This window comes from Flagellimonas marina, assembly GCF_042651185.1.
GTDB classification, from domain to species: domain Bacteria; phylum Bacteroidota; class Bacteroidia; order Flavobacteriales; family Flavobacteriaceae; genus Flagellimonas; species Flagellimonas marina.
The window spans coordinates 202799-226542 of the sequence record NZ_JBHSCL010000004.1; the positions used below are offsets into that span (position 1 = coordinate 202799).

The 23744-nt window shown below is 41.9% G+C and carries 17 protein-coding genes; 10 read left to right on the forward strand and 7 right to left on the reverse strand.

What is annotated here, in order from left to right; all coding sequences use genetic code 11:
* Positions 1-6: 6 nt before the first annotated feature.
* The 6 genes from ACFOWS_RS04445 (at position 7) to ACFOWS_RS04470 (ending at position 8821) form a co-directional block, all read left to right on the forward strand.
* A complete protein-coding gene (locus tag ACFOWS_RS04445; RefSeq protein WP_379762757.1) occupies positions 7-1980 on the forward strand; it encodes a glycoside hydrolase family 127 protein in 1974 nt (657 codons plus the stop codon).
* Positions 1981-2068: 88 nt separating this feature from the next.
* Positions 2069-3745 (forward strand): ribulokinase, encoded by a 1677-nt coding sequence (locus ACFOWS_RS04450; protein WP_379762758.1) that lies wholly within the window; start codon positions 2069-2071, stop codon positions 3743-3745.
* 1 nt (position 3746) lies between these two features.
* Entirely contained in the window at positions 3747-4445 is a 699-nt protein-coding gene (locus ACFOWS_RS04455) for an L-ribulose-5-phosphate 4-epimerase (RefSeq protein WP_379762759.1), read from the forward strand.
* A gap of 19 nt (positions 4446-4464) precedes the next feature.
* Entirely contained in the window at positions 4465-5970 is a 1506-nt protein-coding gene (gene araA, locus ACFOWS_RS04460; RefSeq protein ID WP_379762760.1) for an L-arabinose isomerase, read from the forward strand.
* Positions 5971-6007: 37 nt separating this feature from the next.
* A complete protein-coding gene (locus ACFOWS_RS04465) occupies positions 6008-7192 on the forward strand; it encodes an aldose epimerase family protein (protein ID WP_379762761.1) in 1185 nt (394 codons plus the stop codon).
* 9 nt (positions 7193-7201) lie between these two features.
* Positions 7202-8821 carry a sodium:solute symporter gene (locus ACFOWS_RS04470; RefSeq protein WP_379762762.1) on the forward strand — a complete coding sequence of 540 codons (1620 nt, stop codon included), beginning with the start codon at positions 7202-7204 and terminating at the stop codon, positions 8819-8821.
* A gap of 179 nt (positions 8822-9000) precedes the next feature.
* On the opposite strand, the gene ACFOWS_RS04475 is transcribed toward ACFOWS_RS04470, so the two are convergent.
* From ACFOWS_RS04475 to ACFOWS_RS04490, 4 genes are all read right to left on the reverse strand, one after another.
* Positions 9001-12162 (reverse strand): WD40/YVTN/BNR-like repeat-containing protein, encoded by a 3162-nt coding sequence (locus ACFOWS_RS04475; RefSeq protein ID WP_379762763.1) that lies wholly within the window; start codon positions 12160-12162, stop codon positions 9001-9003.
* 275 nt (positions 12163-12437) lie between these two features.
* Positions 12438-12851, reverse strand: a complete 414-nt coding sequence (locus tag ACFOWS_RS04480; protein ID WP_379762764.1) for a hypothetical protein — start codon at positions 12849-12851, stop codon at positions 12438-12440.
* 320 nt (positions 12852-13171) lie between these two features.
* Complete coding sequence (locus tag ACFOWS_RS04485) at positions 13172-13885, reverse strand: LytR/AlgR family response regulator transcription factor (protein WP_379762765.1); 714 nt, start codon at positions 13883-13885, stop codon at positions 13172-13174.
* Entirely contained in the window at positions 13878-14924 is a 1047-nt protein-coding gene (locus tag ACFOWS_RS04490; protein ID WP_379762766.1) for a sensor histidine kinase, read from the reverse strand. Before ACFOWS_RS04490 ends, ACFOWS_RS04485 begins: the two co-directional genes overlap by 8 nt.
* 203 nt (positions 14925-15127) lie before the next feature.
* Between ACFOWS_RS04490 and ACFOWS_RS04495 the strand changes: the two genes are divergently transcribed.
* Genes ACFOWS_RS04495 through ACFOWS_RS04510 form a run of 4 tightly spaced genes read left to right on the forward strand, consistent with a single transcriptional unit; the run spans position 15128 to position 17964 of the window.
* Positions 15128-16138 (forward strand): SMP-30/gluconolactonase/LRE family protein, encoded by a 1011-nt coding sequence (locus tag ACFOWS_RS04495; protein ID WP_379762767.1) that lies wholly within the window; start codon positions 15128-15130, stop codon positions 16136-16138.
* Positions 16128-16673 (forward strand): hypothetical protein, encoded by a 546-nt coding sequence (locus ACFOWS_RS04500; protein WP_379762768.1) that lies wholly within the window; start codon positions 16128-16130, stop codon positions 16671-16673. Before ACFOWS_RS04495 ends, ACFOWS_RS04500 begins: the two co-directional genes overlap by 11 nt.
* 5 nt (positions 16674-16678) lie before the next feature.
* Positions 16679-17548 carry a hypothetical protein gene (locus ACFOWS_RS04505; RefSeq protein ID WP_379762769.1) on the forward strand — a complete coding sequence of 290 codons (870 nt, stop codon included), beginning with the start codon at positions 16679-16681 and terminating at the stop codon, positions 17546-17548.
* Positions 17549-17553: 5 nt separating this feature from the next.
* Positions 17554-17964 carry a hypothetical protein gene (locus tag ACFOWS_RS04510; protein WP_379762770.1) on the forward strand — a complete coding sequence of 137 codons (411 nt, stop codon included), beginning with the start codon at positions 17554-17556 and terminating at the stop codon, positions 17962-17964.
* Here ACFOWS_RS04510 and ACFOWS_RS04515 read toward each other — a convergent pair.
* The 3 genes from ACFOWS_RS04515 to ACFOWS_RS04525 form a co-directional block, all read right to left on the reverse strand.
* Positions 17961-20153, reverse strand: coding sequence for a DUF5916 domain-containing protein (locus ACFOWS_RS04515; RefSeq protein ID WP_379762771.1), 2193 nt, complete (start codon positions 20151-20153; stop codon positions 17961-17963). The genes ACFOWS_RS04510 and ACFOWS_RS04515 overlap by 4 nt on opposite strands.
* 298 nt (positions 20154-20451) lie before the next feature.
* The gene (locus tag ACFOWS_RS04520; protein ID WP_379762773.1) at positions 20452-21078 is read right to left on the reverse strand and encodes a hypothetical protein; all 627 of its coding nucleotides are present in this window, start codon (positions 21076-21078) and stop codon (positions 20452-20454) included.
* 116 nt (positions 21079-21194) lie between these two features.
* On the reverse strand, positions 21195-23354 hold the full coding sequence (locus ACFOWS_RS04525; RefSeq protein WP_379762774.1) for a TonB-dependent receptor: 2160 nt from the start codon (positions 23352-23354) through the stop codon (positions 21195-21197).
* Between the last annotated feature and the right edge of the window lie 390 nt (positions 23355-23744).

A 23744-nucleotide genomic window follows, 5' to 3' on the forward strand; every position in this document is an offset into this window, starting at 1 on the left:
AGAAAGATGAAAAGAGGATTAATTCTAGGAGCAGGCCTTTTGGCCCTTTTGGTATCGTGCAAGACGGATACTCAAAAACAAGAGGATACACCCGAAGCAGAGGTTAAGGAAGGCTACCCCATTGAAGCTATAAACATTAGAAATGTAAAACTGAAGGACGAATTTTGGTTGCCCATTATTGAAAGGGTTCAGGAAAAAACCATTGAATTTGCCATTGAGAAATGTAATGAAGAGGGCCGATTCGATAATTTTTTGATTGCTGGAGGCCAAATGGAAGGAACTGTAAAAGGAGCCATGCCTTTTGATGATACCGATGTATACAAAATCATTGAGGGAGCATCCAATTCCCTGATCAGTGCGCCAAACCCACAATTGGAGACTCTGTTGGATTCCTTGGTGTCCATCATAAAAATAGGACAAGAAGAGGATGGTTATCTAACGACCTGGAGAACCATCAATCCTGCCAAACCACCAGCAGAATGGGTTAAGGTAGAAGAAGGAAAACGATGGGAATATCTTGCTATGAGCCACGAACTTTACAATGCAGGCCATTTGTTTGAGGCGGCAGCAGTACACTACAAAGCCACTGGAAAGAAAAATTTCTTGGATATCGCACTTAAGAATGCCGATCTTATGGTGGAAACCTTTGGTGATGGAGAGGGAAAAATAGCCGCCGTTCCAGGACACCAGATCATTGAAACCGGCCTCATCAAATTATATGAGGTAACCGGCAAGAAAGAATACTTTGATTTGGCCAAATACTTTTTGGATCACAGAGGTGATCCAGAAAATCACGAGCTTTTTGGACCTTATTCACAAGATCATTTGCCTGTTATTGAACAGGACGAGGTGGTGGGCCATGCTGTGCGTGCGGTATATATGTATGCCGGTATGACGGATATCGCTGCCATTGAAAAGGATACAGCCTATCTGAAAGCTGTAAATGCTCTTTGGGACAATATGGTGACCAAGAAAATGTACATTACCGGAGGTATCGGTGCTTTGCACGAAGGAGAGGCTTTTGGTGAAAACTATGAGCTCCCCAATTTAACCGCGTATAATGAGACCTGTGCTTCCATCGGAGATGTATATTGGAACCACAGATTACATAACCTTACCGGTGATGTTAAGTATTTTGATGTCATCGAAAGAACGCTTTATAATGGACTTATTTCTGGACTTTCCTTGGATGGGGAGAAATTTTTCTATCCCAACGCATTGGAATCTGACGGGGTTTATAAGTTCAACCAAGGGGCGTGTACCCGTAAGGATTGGTTCGATTGTTCTTGCTGCCCAACCAATGTAATTCGTTTTATTCCCGCCATGCCCGGTTTAATCTATTCCAAAACCGATGATACCATATTCGTAAATCTATACGCTGCCAATGACGCTACGGTCGACCTAAAGGACCAAACCGTTCAAGTGTCACAAGAGACTTCTTATCCATGGGATGGAAAAGTGAAACTAACTGTTGACCCTGCTGAGGCCGGTGAGTTTACCATGAAGTTTAGGGTTCCCGGATGGGCAAGAAATGAAGTTTTACCCAGTGACTTGTACCATTATGAGAGCCAAGTGGATAAAAGCAGCACCATTACAGTAAATGGAGAAACCATTGATGCTGTTGCAGAGAACGGTTATTATACCCTTTCCCGAGAGTGGAAGGCTGGTGATGTTGTGAATTTGGAATTCCCAATGGAAGTGCGAAAAGTTATCGCCAACCCAATGGTGGAAGAAAATCAAGGCAAAATGTCCTTGGAATATGGACCCATTGTCTACGCTGTTGAAGAAATTGATAACAAGGGAGGTTTTGATAATATCAAATTAACCTCAAACGATCAATTCAATGTGGAGATACAGCCCAATTTATTAGGGGGTGTAAGTACCATTACCAATGATAATTTAACCGCTATACCATATTACGCTTGGTCCAACAGAGGAGTTGGAAAAATGAAGGTATGGCTGCCCATTGGTGAAGAATAAAGGCAATCAATTCTTATCACATATAAAACCAAAAAGATAAAGTGGTGTTTTTAGGTGTAATGCATATCAAATTCACCAAAATAATAAAATGAAAAAGTACGTAATAGGATTGGATTATGGTTCCGACTCGGTTAGAGCGGTTTTGATTGATACGGAAAATGGAGCGGAGCTGGCCTCAGAGGTCTTTTGGTATCCCCGTTGGAAAGAACAAAAATATTGCAAGCCTGGAATCAACCAGTTTAGGCAGCATCCTTTAGATCATATCGAAGGTTTGGAACATACCATTAAAGCTGTGGTGTCGCAAAGTGGTGTAAACCCAGAAACCGTTTTGGGGATTTGCATTGATACCACTGGTTCATCGCCCATGCCTTTGACAAAAGATGGAACTCCTTTGGCCTTGGTCGAAGGATTTGAGGAAAATCCCAATGCCATGATGGTATTGTGGAAAGACCACACGGCAGTAAAAGAAGCCAATGAAATCAATGAACTGGCCAGAAGCTGGGGCGGTGAGGATTACACCAAATACGAAGGAGGTATTTATTCATCCGAATGGTTTTGGGCCAAGATTCTTCATGTGGCCCGGGAAGATAAAAGTGTCGTTGAGGCGACCCACACGTGGATGGAACATTGTGATTTCATAACGTATCTATTGGCTGACCATAAGGATTTGGAAACATTCAAGCGAAGCAGATGTGCTGCCGGCCACAAAGCTATGTGGCACGAAAGCTGGGGTGGATTGCCATCCCAAGAGTTTCTCTCTAAGTTGGACCCTTACTTGGCATCGCTTCGGGATAAATTGTATGATGAAACCTATACCTCCAACGAGATAGCAGGCCATTTAAATGAGGAATGGGCCAGCAAATTGGGACTGACCACCAATACCATTTTGGCCGTAGGAACCTTTGATGCCCATGCCGGTGCAGTTGGAGCTAAAGTCGACCACCATGCCCTTGTTCGGGTGATGGGAACCTCCACTTGTGACATCATGGTATCTAACCACGAAGCCGTGGGCGATAAGACTGTAAAAGGGATCTGCGGTCAAGTTGATGGCTCCGTAATCCCCGGTTTAATGGGATTGGAAGCAGGTCAGTCTGCTTTTGGAGATGTGTTGGCATGGTTCAAGAATGTGTTGGCTTGGCCATTGGATAATTTGGTGATGAAATCATCCGTTTTGTCCGATGAACAAAAGAAACAGTTACAAGAAGAAGTGGAAGCCAAGTTTATCAGAACCCTGGCGGAACAGGCGGAAGCCATTCCACTTTCAGAAGTGGTGCCCATGGCTCTGGATTGGGTAAATGGAAGAAGAACTCCAGATGCCAACCAAGAACTGAAAAGTGCCATTACTGGAATTTCATTGGGAACCAAAGCACCCCATATCTTCAAAGCGCTGGTCAATGCCATTTGTTTTGGTTCCAAAATGATTGTAGACCGGTTTGAAGAAGAAGGTGTTAAGATTGAATCTGTAATCGGTATTGGCGGGGTGGCCCGGAAGTCACCATTCATTATGCAAACCTTGGCCAACGTTTTGAATATGCCCATTAAAGTGGCCGAATCTGACCAAGCACCTGCCTTGGGGGCTGCGATTTATGCTGCCACTGCTGCCGGTATCTATGAATCCGTAATTGAAGCAAGCAAGGTTATGGGCAGTGAATTTGAAGCGGAATATTTCCCGCAGTCTTCCCAAGTGGAAACCTATGCCAAATTGATGGAATCCTACAAAGAGCTCGGTCAATTTGTAGAAGAACAAACAAACAAAAAAGCTTAAAATGTCAAAATATAAATCGCTTAAAGAAGAATGTTACGAGGCCAATATGGAGCTCAATGCCCTAGGTCTGGTCATTTACACGTTTGGCAATGTAAGCGCAGTCGACCGGGACAATGGTGTTTTTGCCATTAAGCCCAGCGGTGTGCCCTACGAGAAATTGAAACCATCGGACATGGTGATTTTGGACTATGACAACACTATTGTTGAGGGTGATTTGCGCCCCTCGTCCGATACCAAAACTCATAGTTACCTCTATAAAAATTGGGAGAAAATAGGCGGAGTTGCCCATACCCATGCCATGTATTCGGTTTCTTGGGCCCAGGCCCAAAGGGATATTCCGATTTTTGGAACCACACATGCGGATCACCTCACTCAAGATATCCCATGTGCGGCACCTATGGCTGATGATTTAATAGAAGGGAATTACGAGCACAATACCGGAATCCAGATTTTGGATTGTTTTTCATCCCGAAACTTGGATTACAATGAAGTGGAGATGGTTCTCATTGGCAACCACGGTCCTTTTGCCTGGGGCAAAAACGCGGCCAAGGCCGTGTACAACACTAAAGTGTTGGAGACCGTGGCCCAGATGGCCTATTTAACACTTCAGATAAATCCCAATGCCCCAAGATTAAAAGACTCTTTAATAAAAAAACATTACGAACGTAAGCATGGCAAAAATGCCTATTACGGTCAATGACCAATCAATACCTAGATAAATGAAAATAACTGAAAAGGAGATTTGGTTTGTAACAGGAAGCCAACATTTATATGGCCCTGAAACACTGAAACAAGTGGCCGCCAACTCAAAGAATATTGTAGATGGATTAAATGGATCGGGTAATTTGCCCATTTCGCTAGTCTTTAAACCTGTGGTGACCACTCCAGACGAAATTACCGCTGTGTGTAGGGAAGCCAGTAATGATGTCAATTGTATTGGCGTTGTGGCTTGGATGCACACCTTCTCCCCATCTAAAATGTGGATAGCCGGACTTACGGTATTGAGCAAGCCATTGTGCCATCTTCATACCCAATTCAATGCAGAAATTCCATGGGATACCATTGATATGGATTTCATGAACTTGAATCAATCTGCCCACGGAGATAGGGAATTTGGTTTTATGATGACCCGTATGCGTAAAAAACGCAAGGTTGTGGTAGGACATTGGAAAGATGTACGCGTGCAGCAAAAATTGGCCGTGTGGTTCAGAGTGGCTTTGGGCAGTCATGAGCTTCAGAATATGAAAGTGGCGCGTATTGGGGACAACATGCGTGAAGTGGCCGTTACCGAAGGTGACAAGGTAGCTGCACAAATGCGTTTTGGAGTTGCCGTAAATGCATACGACTCTTCCGATATCACTAAAATCGTAGATACATTAGATCAGAAGTCTATTGGCCAGCTGCTTGAAGAATATGAATCAAGCTATACATTGACCGATGCCCTTAAAAAAGGAGGAGCCCAACGGGAATCTTTGGTAGAGTCTGCCAAGATTGAACTGGCACTACGTACATTTTTGGAAGATGGAGGTTTCATGGCTTTTACCGATACTTTTGAAAACCTTGGGGCTTTACGCCAATTACCTGGCCTGGCCGTTCAGCGTTTAATGGCTGATGGTTATGGCTTTGGCGGAGAAGGTGATTGGAAGACTGCCGCAATGGTCAGTGCCATGAAAGTAATGGCCAAAGGATTGGAAGGTGGTACATCATTCATGGAAGATTATACCTACCACTTCACCCCAGAAAAAGATTATGTGTTGGGATCCCACATGTTGGAGATTTGCCCATCCATCGCCAGTGGAAAACCATCATGTGAAGTACATCCATTGGGTATTGGAGGCAAAGAAGATCCTGTGCGATTGGTGTTCAATTCACCTGCTGGTGATGCACTCAATGCATCTCTAGTGGATATGGGGAATCGTTTCCGTTTGATTGTAAATGAGGTTGAAGCTGTGGAACCTATGGCAGATTTACCTAAATTGCCGGTTGCCAGGGTGCTTTGGGATGCCAAACCTAATTTGGATATCGCGGCTACAGCTTGGATATTGGCAGGAGGAGCGCATCATACGGTCTATACACAAGCGTTGACCACAGAGTACATGGAGGATTTTGCCGATATTTTTGGCATAGAACTTTTGGTAATTGATGCTGAAACGCGAATTAGAAGTTTCAAAGATCAAATTCATGCCAATGAAGCCTATTACCATTTGTTTCAACATAATATGTAGCACAAAAATTAAAAATTAACTGAACTAACTAAAAAGGATGAAGACAATTAAAGCTTCTTTGCTATTTTTTGTTTTTTTTGCAGCCCTCTTTAATTCGGGATGTAAGGAAAATAAAAAGGAAAACCAATCTGAACAGGAAACAGTGAATACAGAATCAGTAAAAAACCATATCGAGAAAAGCGCCTTTGGTGAAATGCCCGATGGTCAACAAGTAGATAAGTATACATTGACCAATGATAATGGAATGGAAATAGATGTCATCACCTACGGTGGTATCATTACCCGATGGACTGCACCCGATAAAGATGGAAATTATGAAGATGTAGTGCTCGGCTTTAACGATTTGGACTCTTATTTTGGTGATGTTCCCTATTTCGGAGCATTAATTGGACGTTACGGCAACCGAATTGCCAATGGGCAGTTCTCTTTGGATGGTGAAACTTACACCTTGGCCAAAAACAATGGACCAAACCATTTGCATGGAGGAATCACGGGGTTTGATAAAAAGGTCTGGAAAGCTGAACCGGAAAGCACAGGTGATGGCGCTATTCTTGTGCTCACTTATACCAGTGCGGATGGTGAAGAAGGGTATCCCGGTAAGCTTGATGTAAAAGTAACCTATACCTTGACTGGCGATAACGAACTGGACATCCAGTATGAAGCGGTAACGGACAAACCAACCGTGGTGAATCTTACCCAGCATACTTATTTTAATCTTTCAGGAGATTTTTCCAATGATATTTTGGATCATGAGGTTACCTTAAATGCTTCGGCCTATCTGCCTGTGGATGCAGGGTTGATTCCCACTGGGGAACTTCGTCCTGTGGAAGGCACACCGTTCGACTTCACCCAACCAAAAGCTGTAGGAAAGGAAATTGAAGCCGATAATCAGCAGATTCAAAGAGGTGGGGGTTACGACCACTGCTGGGTATTGAATGAAACCGAGGATGATTTTGGTTTTGCAGCCTCGGCTTATCATCCAGAAACAGGTAGAGTATTGGAAGTTTATACCGATGAACCCGGAATACAATTCTATACTGGAAACTTTTTAAATGGTGCTTTGGCTTCCAAGACGGGAGGAACCTATGGCAAACGTTCAGGACTTTGTCTGGAAACGCAACATTATCCAGATTCTCCGAATCAGGAAGCATTTCCAACCACACGGTTGAACCCTGGAGAAACGTATAGCTCCCATACCAGTTTTAAATTCTCAACCAAATAGGTCACCATTATGCAGACATTGGATTCTATTGATTGGATTACCATATCCATTTATTTTGTAGTGCTTTTGGGGATAGCGGTTTGGGTTATCGGAAAAAAGAAAGAGAACACCGAAGACTATTTCCTCGCAGGAAGAAATGTAGGATGGTTCGTAGTGGGAGCCTCTATTTTTGCATCAAACATTGGCTCGGAACACGTTGTTGGATTGGCTGGTGCAGGTGCCGGCGACCGTTTGCCCATGTTGATATATGAAATTCAAGCCTGGGTTGTATTGATTTTGGGCTGGGTGTTTTTACCCTTCTATGCCAGGGCAGGTGTGTTTACCATGCCTGAATTCCTCGAAAAACGTTTTGATGCCCGTTCCCGATGGATTCTTTCTGTGTTTTCAATTGTAGCTTATGTGCTCACCAAAATTTCTGTGACCATTTATGCAGGAGGTGTTGTGGTTTCTGCTTTGTTGGGAATCGATTTTTGGACCGGTGCCATTGCTACAGTTGTGTTGACAGGTGTCTATACCATTTTGGGCGGAATGCGTGCCGTGGTGTATACCGAAACGCTGCAAGCTATTATTTTGATTATTGGAGCTGCCGCACTTACCATCATTGGACTGGATGAAGTAGGAGGCTGGGAAAGTATGAAACAAACGGTTACACCCGAATATCTGAACATGTGGCGTTCCGCTTCGGACCCTGATTTTCCATGGCCGCCGCTCTTGATAGCAAGTACCATTACAGGAATTTGGTATTGGTGTACGGACCAATATATTGTGCAACGTGCACTTACAGCGAAAAATATTAAGGAAGGAAGACGTGGGACCATTTTTGGGGCTTTGTTGAAATTAATGCCAGTTTTCTTGTTTTTGATTCCGGGGGTTATTGCCTTGACCTTGAAGATGAGGGGTCAGTTGGAATGGGATACTCCAGACCAAGCCTTCCCAGTTTTGATGAGTAATTTATTGCCATCGGGATTACGGGGATTAGTAGCTGCGGGTCTTTTGGCAGCTTTGATGAGTTCCTTGGCCTCAGTATTCAACTCGTGTTCCACCTTGTTCACGGTTGATATTTATAAAAAATTACGTCCCAATACTCCAGAGAAGAAATTGGTACGGACGGGTCAAATAGCAACCGTGATTGTTGTGATTATTGGTATTATCTGGATTCCCATTATGGCCAATATTTCCGGTGTGCTCTATGAGTACCTCCAAAGTGTGCAATCGTACATTGCGCCACCGATTACGGCGGTATTCTTGTTGGGTATTTTTCACAAGCGAATCAATGCACAAGGAGCATTTGTAACCTTGGTTGTTGGTTTCATTGTAGGTGCCCTTAGAATTGTATTGGAATTGGTAAAAGGCTCCCTTGACCCTGACAGCTTCTGGTTTATGTTGGGAGATATGAACTTTTTGAGCTTTGCCTCATGGTTCTTCCTTTTCTGTATTATTTTGATCCTGGTGGTGAGCTACGCAACTGCACCTCCTTCAGCGGAAAAAGTGAAGAATTTAACCTATGCCACTATTTCCGAAGAAGAAAAGAAAGAAAACAAAAACAGTTACAACTGGAAAGATATAGCCATTTCTATTGTAATCGTGGCCATTGTGATCTATGTGATGGTCTGGTTCAACGGAAAGTAAGGTTCTCTTTAGAAAAAGTAAAGAGGGTGACTAAAAAGTGAGTTTTCGTCAACCTGAACTTGTTTCAGGTTCACATAATGATTTGTTTATCCGTATGATGAGATTCTGAAATAAATTCAGAATGACGTGTTTAAAACTTTTTAAACACCCTCTTTTTGTTTAGGGATTTACCCGAGTATCTAGGATTTGATCTTCTTGTCCAAGAGGATTTGAAGCTCACTTTTCTTAAGCTGGTCATTAAACGTCTTGATTTCCACATTCATGAACCTCTTGAATTTGGCGTCAACATCCTTCAATCGCTTATTGAAGATGGAGTACACCTCTTCTTGTTGGTCCGTTGGTTTAAAATCTACACCAAATGCAGTAATGTCACTGGCAAGGGCGCTCAATCGGCCATAAAGTTTCATGGGTGACCTAAAAGCATCTTCCCGGGCACCTGTCAAATGAATGTCATACAATGAGCCCGCAATCGACTCAGCTAAAACTCGGAGTTCTTCTGCTTTTTTTGTATCATTCTTATTTTTAAGTTGGGGAATGACCTCATTCAACTCAGCACGTATCATTTCAATATCATTGATCATGGTCACGGCCAGATTCATAGCATCGCGCAGTTCCAACGAAAAGGCCACTTGTTTTTCAATATCCTCTAAACTACCTTCGGTAGAAGGATCTTTTAAGACCTCCACTTCTCGAACATATTCCTTGTCATCTACAATCAATTTAACCTTGTAAACACCAGGCACTGTTTTTGGTCCATATTGACCGCGCATCAAATCCAAATCCCAGGTTACTAAAGGTCTCCAGCCTTCTCCGTTGAGTTGTACCCATGGTCTTCCTGGAGGTGTTGACCGCAGTTTTGGTTTATAAGTAGGCTCATATCGAAGATTCCACATGACCCGATTAATTCCTTTTTCTTTTTTCCCTTCAAGGGTTCTTATAAGCTCGTCATCTTCTGATAGAATTTGAATTTGAACCTTTTCATAATCGCCATTGGCTAAATAGTAGTTGATATCAGCACCATACGCTGGGTTTTCTCCAGCATTTAAACTTGGCCCATCAGTTTTTATACTTTGCCTATCTTGAAATCGATACGCTTGGCGTAGGCTGAACAAATGGGCATTTGTACCTGCGGCATCCATATCGTATTCCCGCAGAGGCGCAATATTGTCCAAAATGTAATACCCTCTTCCGTAAGTGCCCACTACCAAATCATCAAAACGTTCTTGAATTTCCAACCAATATACGGGGGCGGGGGGGAGGTTGTTTCGCAAACGCATCCAACTTTCACCATCATTGGTACTGATATAGATTCCGTTGTCAACCCCTAGGTACAACATACCTTCCCTTTTTGGATCTTCTTTAATCACATGGGCAAAACTGTGCACTGATTTTGGAACACTTTTACTGACTAATTTCCAGCTCTGGCCATAATCCGAAGTTTTGTAAACATAAGGGTCAAAATCGCCCATTTGGTGAAGGTCTACAGTAATGTAAACGGTCCCCTTTTTAAAACGGGATACTTCAATATTGGCAATGGTTCCCCATTTGGGTAGACCAGTGATGTTTTTGGTAATATTGGTCCAAGTTTCACCACCATCCCTTGTCAAATTAACTTGACCGTCATTGCTTCCGGTCCAGATAAGCCCGGGCTCCAACTTAGATTCCACAATACTGAACAGCGTAGCGCCATCAAAGGTCATAAGATTATCAATGGCGATACCTCCTGAATTCTGTTGATGCGTTTTGTCGTTTAAGGTTAAATCTAGACTGATTACCTGCCAGCTTTGCCCATTGTCATCACTTTTGTGCACAAACTGGCTCCCTACATACACTCGATGCTGGGTATGGGGCGAGAAAGCCAAAGGAAAATTCCAGTGCCAGCGATATTTCAATTTTCCAGGTTCCCAACCATATCCTGCTTCGGGCCACACGCGAACATCTTGGGCATGACCGGTACGGGCATTGTACCGTTGCAATCCACCATCGTAACAGCCAGACCAGACAATGTCATTATCGAAAGGGTCAGGTTGGGCGAATCCGCTCTCGCAACCGCCCACGCCTTCCCATAAACCTAGAGGGATATACCCTTGTAAACTATTACTGGGCCCTTTGTAGGAGTACCCGTCTTGGCGGTTTCCATACACATTGTACGGAATTTGGTCGTCCACTGCCGCATGGTACATTTGGGCTATGGGAAGAACCACTCGTTGAAAACTTTCTCCATGGTTCAAGGTTATACTGGCACCCCCATCATGCGCTACCATCATTCGGTCTGCATTGGTGGGGTCCAACCAAATATCATGATTGTCACCACCAGCGGCATACCCTCCGGATATGGTTTTTCCACCATCCTTGGACGTGCTGAATTTTACACTGGCAAAATAAAGTTCGTCGGGATTGGTTGGAGAAACAGCCATTCGTGTATAATAAGGTGCCCGTTCTGCAATATCATGATTGCGGGTCTTGAGCGTCCATGTATTTCCAAAATCTTCGGAACGGTATAGGGCAGGACTATCAATTTCAAAAAGGGCATACACAACGTTGGGTTGGGAAGGGGCAATTGCCACCGCCGTTTTTCCAACTGGGTTGTTCTTGCCTCCGGGCAAGCCGTATTTAGAAAGGGGTTCCCATGTTTTACCAGCATCTGTGGTACGATACACTCCCCCTCCGGGGCCACCGCTGTTCAATCCCCACGTATTGATGTTTATAGACCACATCCCTACCAAAAGGCGGTCTGGGTTTTTTGGGTCGATAGCCAACTCGGCAGCACCGGTGTTTTCGTCGACAAAGAAGATTTTTTTCCATGTTTTGCCACCATCGGCGGTTTTGTAAACTCCACGGTCTTGCTGAGGTCCATACGTATGGCCCAATGCAGCTGCATATACAATATTAGGGTTGGATGGGTGCACAATTATTCGGCCGATACGGCCTGTTTTTTCCAATCCCATTTTTTTCCAGGTTTTCCCAGCATCTTCAGATTTGTAGATGCCATCTCCCATGGCATGTGCAGGTCTTATGAGGAAAGTTTCTCCTGTTCCCACCCAGACAATATCTGGATTTGAGGGGGCAATGGCCAATGACCCGATGGAAGAAACCTCTTGGTTATCAAAAATAGGTTTCCAGTTGATGCCACCGTCAGTGGTTTTCCAAAGACCTCCAGAAGCAGCACCAATATAATTGACCATGGGGTCTCCAGGCACACCGGCGATAGCAATGGCCCGGTTGCCTTCTGGACCGATAAATCGGAACTCCAAGTCATCAAAGATAGTGGGATCGGTTTGGGCAAAAGCAGTTAAAAATAGCAATTGGAAAAGGGAAATCAAGGGAAATTTAGACTTCATAGTGCTTGTTTCTAGCTTAAAACTACATAAGATAGTCAATAAGCCTTTATAAAGTATCGATAGATTTTAATTTTAAAACTTTTGGAAAACGCTTCAAAACTGTTCAGGATTCTTGAAAAGGTATTGATAAAATCACTAGCATCCCATTTTCCTTAGGAATCGTATTGACCCAATGTTCAATTTCATTTTTTGCAGATGAATCTAGCTTGGATTTTAAGAAATGCAATGATGTGGCGAAAGCTACCTGATGGTATTAGGTATTATGTCAATTCATACTATCGTCTTGTATATTTATAGCTGCACCCTTCAATGCAAATGGGACCACTTGTGGGAGTGACGATGAAATAATTGGTTTCAAGTTCCAAATCAAATGTTATGAACCCGTCTATATTTTCCGATTTAGGGTCAAAACCATCACAATCATATTGAAGAGACAAGCCATTTTGATCCGTTGAAAATATTCCAGTGGTACATTCAGAAAATTTATTGGAACTGAATGTGCCGTTTTCAAAGAATGTAAATTCTTCTCCATTTTCAACATCCACCCAATATTGAGGCCCACCAGCACTAATAAAGGCTTCGGTTAATTTCCATTGACCTACCAAGCCCGAAGTTTCCATAGTCCTATCGTCTGACCCACAAGAGAGGAGGCCCAAAATCAGAATAGAGAGAAAAACTGTTTTTTTCATGGCTGTCCATTTTTTTAGGATAGATGAAGATATATGGTTTTTGTTGCGTAGAACAATCAGTGTTATTCTACAACTAATAAGTTCAGTACTGCTTTAAGAATTAGAGTTGAAAATTAGTGCTCCTTTAGTTGATATCACCGAAAAAGTAGAATGGAATCTATGGAAGTCAATCAAAAAGCGGTCTCTCTACAAATAGTTATCCAAGCCACAACTGTTCATTTTCTTGGCGAAAAGTTTGATATATGTTTGGGGTACCTTGCGACTTTTGAACGATATATCTGATTATCGTATTCCAGTAGCATTCGGTTAATTTCAATGAATCAAGGGTTCAACTTTTTGATTTTTGCCAAAAACTTTTCTTTGTAGCTTTTACCAATAGTAAATTCCTTTTCACCAACTTCCACAGAATCGACACCATATTTTATTATCTTTTCCAACGAAACGATATAGGACTTATGAATTCGGGCAAACTTCTCGTAAGGCAATACCTTTTGCAGATGCGAAAGTCTTTCATACACCACTAAAATTCTATTATCATTTAAGTGAATCTTCACATAATTGCTTAGCCCTTCTATCATTACAATCTCATTGTAATTCACCTTCACATTCTTTCTGCCAGATTTAAAATAGGTGTAAGATGGTCTGTCCGCACCGCTGCCTTTATCCATTCTATTTTCTGCTTCAATCCTTTTTTTGACCTTATTGACGGCTTTTAAGAATCTTTCAAATGAATAAGGCTTCAACAAATAATCTGCAACACTCAATTCAAAACCCTCTACCGCAAATTCCCGATAGGCAGTTGTAATAATTGTCTCGGGGGCCTTCTCCAATGTTTTCAAAAAACTCAGCCCAGAAAGTTTGGGCATTTCAATATCCAGAAAAATAATATCCAAATCATGGTTCTCCAAAACCTCGATGGCTTCTATGGCATTATCGCAAACGCCAAATAGAACAAGCCCAGGTGTATCCTCCAAGTACCCTTTAATAATTTTCTGCGCAATGGGCTCATCATCAATGATCAAACACTTAAGCATCTGTTTTAGAGTTAAAGTTAATCTCCATATGCACGGAAAATGTATCTTGGTTTTCCTCTATTTTAAGCAGATGTCTGTTTTCAAACAACAGTTCTAACCGCCTACTAATGTTTTTAAGGCCTAACCCGTCCATGTTCTTCTTCTTTTCCATACCAGATGGCACACTATTGGAAATGGAAAACCTTAGTTTATCCACGTGGGAGAATAATTTAATGTTTATCCATCCTTTTTTTACTTCGTTTTGTATACCATGTTTAAAGGCGTTTTCTACTAGGGGAATCAAGAGTAAAGGTGGGATTTGTATGTTCTTGGTATCCCCTTCAACATTGAAGGAAATATCCAATCGTTTCCCAAAACGCTCCTTTTCCAAAGAAATGATGTCTTTTATAAGTTGTATCTCTTTGTCAAGGGGAACCTTGCCCATTCCAGACTCATATAGCGTATAGCTCAGAATATCTGACAGCTTCAAAATTAAACCCGGTGTTTTTTTTGAACTCTCAAGGGCCAAGCCATAAATACTGTTCAAGGTATTGAACAAAAAATGGGGATTTATCTGAGACTTTAAAAACTTAAGCTCCGCATCCCTTTTTTCCTCCCTGAGCATTTCTGTCTCCTTACGTTGTTTGAACCAATCTGCAAATAGTTTAAAACCAGTGGTAAATGCAACAGGAGATATAATTATCAGTGCACTTTGAGCCAATCTGGGCAAATCATAGACCCGATCTCGTGAGACATCCACCCACTGGGGAAAATAGTTTGGATACCCCCAATACAATACAAAGTAGCGATGGGCAATGGCCAAAATGGTTATAACCAATATCAAAACTCCAAAATAGGCCAAGATTTTATTGTTATAAAGAATCCTTGGAATTAGAACAAACCAGTTTACATAGACGGCGACTAATCTTGAGGGTAGGAACAGCAATTCAAAAATAATGGCATCCTGCATGGATTGTCGGTACCCCCACTCGGAAACCGCAAAAGCCAACATGATGACCACCCAAAATAGGATATGGTATAAAATATGTTTAAAGCTCACTCCCAACGTATAAGAATTTAAACTTAAGCCTTTTTGGAACCACCCTTATTACTTTTTATGTGAATGCCAATGTAAATTATCCAAATTTCTTTGCATAAGAAAGTGTGCCCTATGCATAAAATACCAATCCACATATATAATTCACAAAACTGGCCTCCTTGATACAAGTACATTTATGAAAATCAATAAGATCGTTTTATCCCATGAAAAAGTATGCATTTGTATTTGGTATTTCCATATTGGCAATGGCACCTAGCTTTGCCCAAGATACTATTGAGCCGTACAATAATAGCAACATAGCATTTACCATTCCAGAAAAGGATTTGATTCCTGAAAGTATTGCGTACGACCCCGCAACTGGAAGTTTTTTTATGGGCAGTACCCGAAAGGGTAAAATTATAAGGCGGGACCGTAATGGAAACATCATGGATTTTGGGGCTGCTAAGCAGCATGGCATGTGGATGGTCATTGGGTTAAAGATTGATATAGACCGACGAATTTTGTGGGCATGCAGCTCCGGAGGTGATAACTTGGAAGATTACAGCTTAAAAGATGATCAAGAAGGCCGCCCCGCCGGAATTTTTAAATATGATTTGGATAGCGGAAAGCTTCTTGGAAAATTTATCTACAATGCCCCAGGAGAAGTCCATTTTTTCAATGATATTGCCATTGCCCCCAACGGTGATGTCTTTGTGACCCATATGTTTCAGGATCATGCCATATATAGAATCAAAAATGGCAGTGAAACGTTGGAGAAAGTGTACACATCGGATGTGATACAATACCCAAATGGCATTGCTTTTTCAGAAAATGGTGAAAAACTGTACGTGGCCCATTCAGATGGTATTGCTTTGATCAATATAAGCTCTGGTGAAATAAGTCCACTGGAAATTCCAGATGGTTTAAAAATATCGAGAAGAGAAAGCATTGATGGCCTATATTTTTATAAAAACTCGCTTGTTGGAATACAATCTGACATCAATACGGTGAATCGGTTGTTCCTCGACGAGAACGGAAGCAAAATCATAAGGTCACAGCCGCTGGAAATAAAACACCCCATGATGGATACCCCAACAACAGGTGAAATCGTAAAGGATGAATTTTATTATATCGCAAATGCCCAATTCGGAAAATTCGATGAAAATGGATTGCTCCCCATGCATAAATTATACGAACCAGTCATTTTAAAAGTACGGTTGGACTATGAGTATTAGATATTCAATTGTGGGAATGGTTTTGATCCTAATATTGTCATGTGCAAGGCCGATGAAGAACGAACCCATGGAAAACGCCCGTCAGTTTTTTAAAAAGCTTGAAAAAAATGGGGGCTCATGGGTACATTTTCCAAATGATACAACTGTAGCATTTGATGCATTCATCATGAAGTTTGAATTAATGGAAGGCGACACTTTAAGTGGAGAAATTTTAGGTTCTTCAAAAAGCGGGGACACCATTCTCTTTTGGACTGTAAGAGAATATCATGATGCAAAAAAAGACTCTATCTTTTTTGAACAGAAGGGGGGATATGGTAGTGCAAGTGGATTTTCCTTTTTCCCCGATGCACTAAAGCGGGAATCACATTTTAAAATGACCTACTCCAATGGAGCAACGAGAATGCATAAGGATACCCATATTTTCTTGAATGATTCCACTCTCCTTACCAAGAGCCAGATTTTTGATGACAAGTCCCAGAAATGGATCAAGCAGCCTGATGCTACCTGGACATTTAATCACACTATAAAAAAATAACAATTATGAAAGCTTCAGAACGCATGTCAAAAGGTAGGAGGGCAGCCTTAAAAACCTCGGCAATGGGTTTGGTAGCGTTATCGCTGCCCTCGTTGGCCATGACGAATGAGAAAGTGCATAATAAGCCTTTAGGCACTGCATATAACACCATTCCCGATCACTTTCCTAACATAGACCCTGAAATTGTATTGGAGGTAGTGGGGAAATCACATTCCAATCTGGAACGTGTAAAGGAACTTGTGGATAAAAGACCTGAACTTGCCCGATCGGTTTGGGAATGGCGTTTTGGAGATTTTGAGTCGGCCATCGGCGCGGCTTCCCATGTAGGACGAAGGGATATTGTGCAATACCTCATGGGTAAAGGGGCCAGGCCTACCATTTTCACCTTCGCCATGATGGGTGCACATGATGTGGTAAAATCTATGATAGAATACTCACCTGGTTTGCAAAAGACCATGGGCCCACATGGCATAAGCTTGCTAGATCATGCCTACTATGGGGAGCGTATGAAAGATAAGATGACGCATACCGAAATTGATAATCTCAAAAAAACCATAGACTATTTGGAATCTTTGGGTGATGCCGGTGGAGAAACTTATATGGAAGAAACCGCAGAGGAACAAGAAAGGTATTTAGGGGACTACAAATATGGTGAAGGTGAAAAAGAGGGTTTTACCATTGCGCTGAACATGGCCCAAAAAATGGCTTTGGGGCCAATTGGGGGCTTTGGTGGTGCCTTGTTCAAAGTAGAGGACAATTTATATATTTATAATGGTGCTCCCTCTGTTACCGTAAGTTTTGAAACTCAAAACAACACTATTACTTCTTTGACACTTCGCTCCCCGGACGCAACGATTACGGCTACAAAAATTTAGAAAATATGGACTCAAAGAAAATTTTTCGGATTGTATCGGCAATCATTGGGGGTGAAATTGCCCTGATCATTTTCGCCACCATAGCTCAAGAGGTGCTTTTTAATGGAATAAGCTATACCACCTCATCCTTTAGCGAGATTGTATTTGGTGGATTGGCCACATTCATTGCAGCGATTTTGGCTGGCGTTGTTGCTAGATTGATCATTCATGGTAAGATTAATTTGGTACCATTGGGCATTTCAGTGCTTATTACCTTAGAAATGACCTATCTTATTATAACGGACAAAACCGGAGATCCCATCTGGTTCGATATTTTGGCTGGGGGTTCATTGATAGCAGGGGTTTGGTTAGGCTTCAATTATCCAAGATTTCTGTCTAAAAACAAGACCACATCCGTAGAAAGTTCTTCCTCTTAAAGCCAATAGGTCAATTTCACTAAAATTCCCCGGTTTTTGATGGCCAAGTTTTCGGGGTAATAGTTTTCGGTATAGACAACAAAAAAATCGGACATGGGCAAAAAGCGCCACTGAAACCGACTGTTGATATTAATGTTGTCCTGTTGGGTGTTATATTGTAAGAATGTGGTCCAAAACATGGTATTTGAAAACGATATTTCGGAGGTAAATCCAAAAAGATGCAATTGATCACTGTCCAAATTTGAAGGCAACTGTACATCATTAAAATTATAGCGTAGCATAAAATTGCCCCACGGCTGAAAACGAATATTGGTTTCCGCTTCAATGTACAATCTGTTACCACTGTAAAAACTGCCATACTCTGCGCCCAAGCTTCCCGAGAATAGTTTTCTTGGATCAAGGCGATACCAAAACCCGACGCGATCGTATGAATAGTACCCCTTTGGAAAGGGAACGTTTCCCACTATAAAAGAATCAAAAGGCAAATCGTTTTTTTCGTTGACATAGCTCAACTCCAGCGCATTCTGATTCTTAAAATCAAAAAAGTAAAAAAGGCCCGCAAATGAAGAGTTCAATGATCCATCCATGTTCAAAAAGACCCGTGTGGAAACCCGTGGGCCATGGAGGTTGTATTTTGAGGTCTCATTATCAGGAAGGAAATTATACACAAAAAGATGGGACAATTGATAGTATCCCAGCTTCACAAAAACTTCATTCTCAGCATCAAAATTGTCCAACCTTGGCACAAAACCTACATCGGTGATGTAATTTTCACCTACTCTGTCGCCAGACAATCGGGTCAATATGTTTTTATTATTGAACCGAACAGTAGCGGTATAATAGGATTCTTCATCAAGCTCACCGGGATTAATAGATTTGTGCATGCCCAAATTTGCGCTCCATTTGCCCGTTACATCCAAAAAATTGTATTCCAATGCCATAACTCTGTTGTAGGCAGCTTGGGTAGAATCTGAGGTTTGGGTGGTACGCTGCCGATTGACGAACAGCGCATCCATGGTAGATCTTTTGCCAAAACGCTGTGAGAAGGAAGAAACAAAATAATTTTGCGCGTTTACATTGTCGGTTTTTGCTGTTTGTACATCCATTACTCCAACCCGTAATTTATTGGACAAATTCCCTGATATTCGGGCTCCATATTGAATGGGAATAGGCTGCCCATTGGCAAGCCCGATTCGTCTGGAAAAGAAAGGGTTGATGTCTTCCTTTCCAAATGAGGTGAACAGGTCGCTGTTTTCTAGAAAAAAGCCTCTTCTTTCTGGAAAAAAAAGCGCAAATCGAGTAAGGTTGGTAATCTGTTGGTCTACATCCACGGTAGAAAAATCAGGATTAAGGGTCAAGTCTAAATTCAAGGATGAAGAAACGGCCAATTTGGCGTCCAGGCCCACATCAAAGCTGTAGTCCTCTGCGCTTTGCAACTCATGGTCTTTGGAAACTCCCCCAGCTAAATAGGGCAAAAGATTAATGTTTCCCTTTTTAGCCTTTGGAGGATTGGAATCCCATAAAAGTTCTCCCGTATATCCCAGATTAATGGTGTTTAAGTTGAGGGGTACCCGGTTCCATGAGGAGAAATAGTTGTTCTTCATGTCATTTCTCACAAAGTTTAACCCCCAAACTGTGATGGAAGAATCATACCGCAATGTTCTGAAGGGTATTGCCATTTCAACATACCAAACATTATCGCCCAAAGAAATCTCAGAAAACCATTTATTGTCCCAATTCTCATTGATATATGATTCATTGCCTTCCACACTGATCAATCCTTCAAATTGAGCCCCACCAGCATTTACACCAAAGAAAAAACCGTTGGTCTTTTGGTTGAAGGGGTCTAAAACAAGGGCGATGCCGTCACTGCCAAAATGTTCATCATCTTGGTCCCGTTTCAGCGTACGAATTACATGTTGGTTGTTCTTTTCATGACAGCTTATGGCTACATATAAAAATGCATCATCATAGGCCATGCGAACCTCGGTTTGGGAGTCAGCTTCACCGGTGTCCTTTGGCCATTGATTTAGAAAGGGCGCGGTTTTTTCCGAGCGTAGCCAAACAGCTTCATCCAAAATGCCATCGATTGTAATCTTAGAGTCGATTTTCTTTAGGTTTAACTGACGTTGCGCATTTAAGTGCAGTGATAAAAGCAACAACACAATGGGCACTAACTTGAAGTTCATGAAAAGACGTTTCTATTGAACCTTCAAGATGAAAACATTTGGAACGAGAAATTTGGTTTTTACGCGAACCAATTTGTTTTTTATGTATTCGTAAACTTTTGGAACATATTGAATTGTAAATTTTTAGATAGAAAGGTTTTATGAGACGGAAAGTATGTTTATAGGGCCAACAACTTAAAAACCAGGGCCGAGCCCTTTGATTCAGTAAAAAATACTATTGGGAATATAGGTGGCCCTAAATCAATTCAGGCCACCATATCTTACGCATCATCCAATGCGACATGAAGTAGGTCCTAACTTAGGACTTGCATTGGGATAATACTTGTTTGGCCCTATCTTCTCCCCAATTGGGATAGAAAGGGACTTTATTGGTATCGGTGGAGGCAAAAAGTTCTATTGCCCTTGCAACGTCCTCGCAATACGGTGTGGTATCCTTCCCAAAGTAGCGAGCCGAGCCCATGTCCCATTCCGCTTTTGAGAATATTACCCTTGGATTATTGGGTGCCAGCGCCATGGCCTCATTGTACAGTTTGGTGTTCTTGCCCGATAGTTCCATTCCATAGGTGGCACCATCAAAAGCAATCCACGCAGTGTTTATCATGGCCTCCATAATCAATAGTTCGGGATTCTCTGGGGAAATGTTTTTGGCGACATCAACAAATTCCTTGGCTTTTTCCAATTGTTGGGACAATTTTGTTTCGTCCCTCTCACCAAATGAAGCAGTGGTATTCACAAGGGCCACATAGTAATAAGGCAACCAATTGTCTGTTTCGGCCATGGCAATGCGTTCAAAAAGATGGGAAGCTTCCATTGTCTTTTGTTCCCCCCAGAGTTGCATGGCTTTTGACATTCCTTCCGTGTAACGGTCTTGGGCAGAACTTGTAAATGATACAACGATGCAAATAATAGCTACTAGTTTTTTCATTTTTTAAGATTTTTAGTTATCGTTTTATGAGTGATTATTGATGATTCAAAGATGCAGTACTAAACCCTGTTTAAAAATGTTAGCTTACCGAGTTGTACAGTTTTGTGGATGAACTGTTAAAGATTGTCCAATTGGTTGCTTTTTTGGTTTTTGCTGATGGTCCAGAAAAAGCCCACAAAGAAGAAACTGTCAGCAGGAGGTGTAATCGCCCTTCGGTTATAAAACCCATTGTTGTCTGGGGCATTGGCGTACTGGTAATTGCTTATGTTGTTAAAGCTCAGCACATTGTTAACTGAAAAGTAGAGTATTTTCTGCTGGTCAATCAAATACGCCATATTAAAACTCAAATTGTTATAGGGTTTGGTTTTCTCTCCCATAAATTCAGGAGTATTTGGATTGTGATAAGGCCTACCAGAACTAAACGAATATGAGATACCCACTTGACTACGCCATTTTTCTACCCAGTATTTTGTGACAAGTGAAAAATTATGTTCGGGCGCAAAATTTGGGGTAGCAGCTTCTGCAAAGTTTCTATAATCGCGCTCGGTGTTCAAGTAACTGTAAGATGCCCAGTAGTCCAGATTATCTATACTCTTGTTGTCTCTCCAAAATAGGTCGATACCGGTGGCGTAGCCTTCTCCTAAGTTGGAGTAAATGGAGTTGAATTCCGGTACCTGCGTATTGAACTTTACCAAATCATCATAATCCTTGTAGTACGCTTCGGCCCTAAAGGTTTTTCCATTGTTGAGGTATTGGTAATTTAGAATATAGTGTGAGGTTTTTTCCAGATCAAGACTTTGGTCAAATTTTATGGATTCGGTCAATGGTTTTTGATAGAAATCACCATAGGCCAAAGAAAATTGACCATTTTCTCCAGACTTATATGCCAAGGAAAGCCTAGGTGAAATGGTAAATTGGTCCAATATATTGGAATGTTCTGCCCTGGCACCCAATTTTAGGGCCAAATTTTTACTGAAAAATATATCTCCTTCCAAAAAACCTGCAACCAATAGGTCATCGAATCCGCCATCAAATGTAAATCCATCACTATCTTGATAGGTGTCATCATAGTTTGTGCTGAACAGTTCGCCCCCCATGTTCAACTCAAACTGGTTGGAAAACCCTTTTTTGAGCTTTATTTTTAGATGTGAATTGATTTCTTTGGTAGTTATGGCATCTTCAACCACTGTAATATCATTTACATCACTGGCCATACTGGCCCCTGAAAAGATGCTCCAATTGTTTTCAAAAAAGTGTTTGTATGATGAATTGAAGTAGAGATTTTGATTCTTCAACCGGAATCGGACCAAATCCTGAAAATTTATATCCTCCTGGGAAATATCTAGGGTCGCTCGGTTGAATCCAGTGTAAAACTTAAACATACTTCGGTCCCCCTTCACTCGAAATACACCCTCCCCCGAAATGGATTCATAGGGGTCGTTCCACTGCATTCCCTGAGTGGATGGAAGCAAAGCTTCATAGGGCGAAAGGTTGATATAGCTGGTATTTACACTCAGTGAAGTATTGCCCCAAATCTCGGTATGTCCTATCCCACCTCCAACAGACATTACTTGGATATCCGTTTTTTCCTCCTCTGGCACATCTGTGGTGTTCAATAGGAGGACGCTGGAGAGCGCCTGGCCGTACTCTGCGGAATAACCCCCGGTGCTAAAGGTGATCCCCTTGAACAAAAAAGGAGAGAAACGCCCCCGTGTGGGAACACTGTTTGTTGTGGCGTTGAATGGTTGGAAGACCCGGAGCCCGTCAATAAACACTTGGGTCTCTTCCGCACTACCGCCCCGAACAAACAAACGGCCATCCTCATTTACGGTTGTGGTACCCGGCAAGGTCTGTAAGGCGGCCACAAAGTCCCCTGCTGCCCCGGCTGTTGTGACAATATCCAAAGGTTTTAGCACGGACACCTTGGAATTGTCACCAGCTTCAAATGTTCCTGCTGAAAGAGTGACCCCGTTTAGTTGGTTGATGGCTTCTGCTAATTGAATCTTTAGATTTTTGAAATAGGATACCTCGCCCATTTCATAATGGGGCTCGTAGGCCATTATGGAAATGACCAAGGTCTGGGTTCCAGTTTCAGTGGTTTCAAAACGGAAATGACCCTCCACATCGGTTGAAGTGCCATCATAAGTACCTTCTAAATAGACATTGGCACCCATTATGGGATTGCCCTTGGTGTCAGTGACAGTCCCATTTATAATTTCTTGGGCTAAAGATGTCCATGTAAGGGCTAAAAATAGGAGAAAGGATAAAAATTTCATGACTGTTCGTTATTGGTTGATGCCCCAAAAGTCCTTTAACCCTTCGACAAGCCATAAAAAGAATGACCGAACTGTTGGATTTTGAACCTGAATCCCAAAAAGTTCAAGACGGAATTTGCATGCCTCTATCCAATCACTTGCACTTTCATATGTAAGAATCGAGGTTTTTTAAGCGTTTTTACAACCTTGTGTTCTAGCGAAAACACTTCAATGCTTCTGTGGTTATAGGAAAATCCAGGACGGAAAGGCATTGATCAATCGTGGTACATGACGCCAGAAGCACACGCATATTGAGGGGAATATTTTTTAAACAGGTCAATAAGAAACCCTTGTCTGCTTTTTGAGTATCGAAAGATGAAGTTTATATCATAAACTGATAAGGCACTTTTT